The organism is Photorhabdus caribbeanensis, assembly GCF_018448885.1.
Classification (GTDB): Bacteria; Pseudomonadota; Gammaproteobacteria; order Enterobacterales; family Enterobacteriaceae; genus Photorhabdus; species Photorhabdus caribbeanensis.
In genome coordinates this window covers 1-358 of the sequence record NZ_RCWB01000158.1, presented here as the reverse complement: position 1 = coordinate 358, position 358 = coordinate 1, and the positions used below count along the sequence as shown (strand labels likewise).

Genomic DNA, 358 nt, shown 5'->3' with positions numbered 1-358 from the left:
CCCAAACGGATATCACCGTTAATGGTAAAGACATTGAAACGACGAAACTGACCGCAGAGCAAGGCGGCATCAGTCTGACGGCGAGTGGCAAGGCGACTCTGGGGGATGTACAGGCCAAAACGGATATTACCGTTAATGGTAAAGACATTGAAACTGCGAAACTGACCGCAGAGCAAGGTGGCATCAGTTTGACGGCGAGTGGCAAGGCGACTCTGGGGGATGTACAGGCCCAAACGGATATCACCGTTAATGGTAAAGATATTGAAACGACGAAACTGACCACAAAACAAGGCGGCATCAGTCTGACGGCGAGTGGCAAGGCGACTCTGGGGGATGTACAGGCCCAAACGGATATTAC

Annotated in this window: 1 protein-coding gene; it reads left to right on the top strand. The window is 51.7% G+C overall.

The features are described 5' to 3' along the window. On the top strand, positions 1–358 hold a 358-nt coding region (locus EAE90_RS23455; protein ID WP_214055474.1), incomplete at both ends, for a hypothetical protein.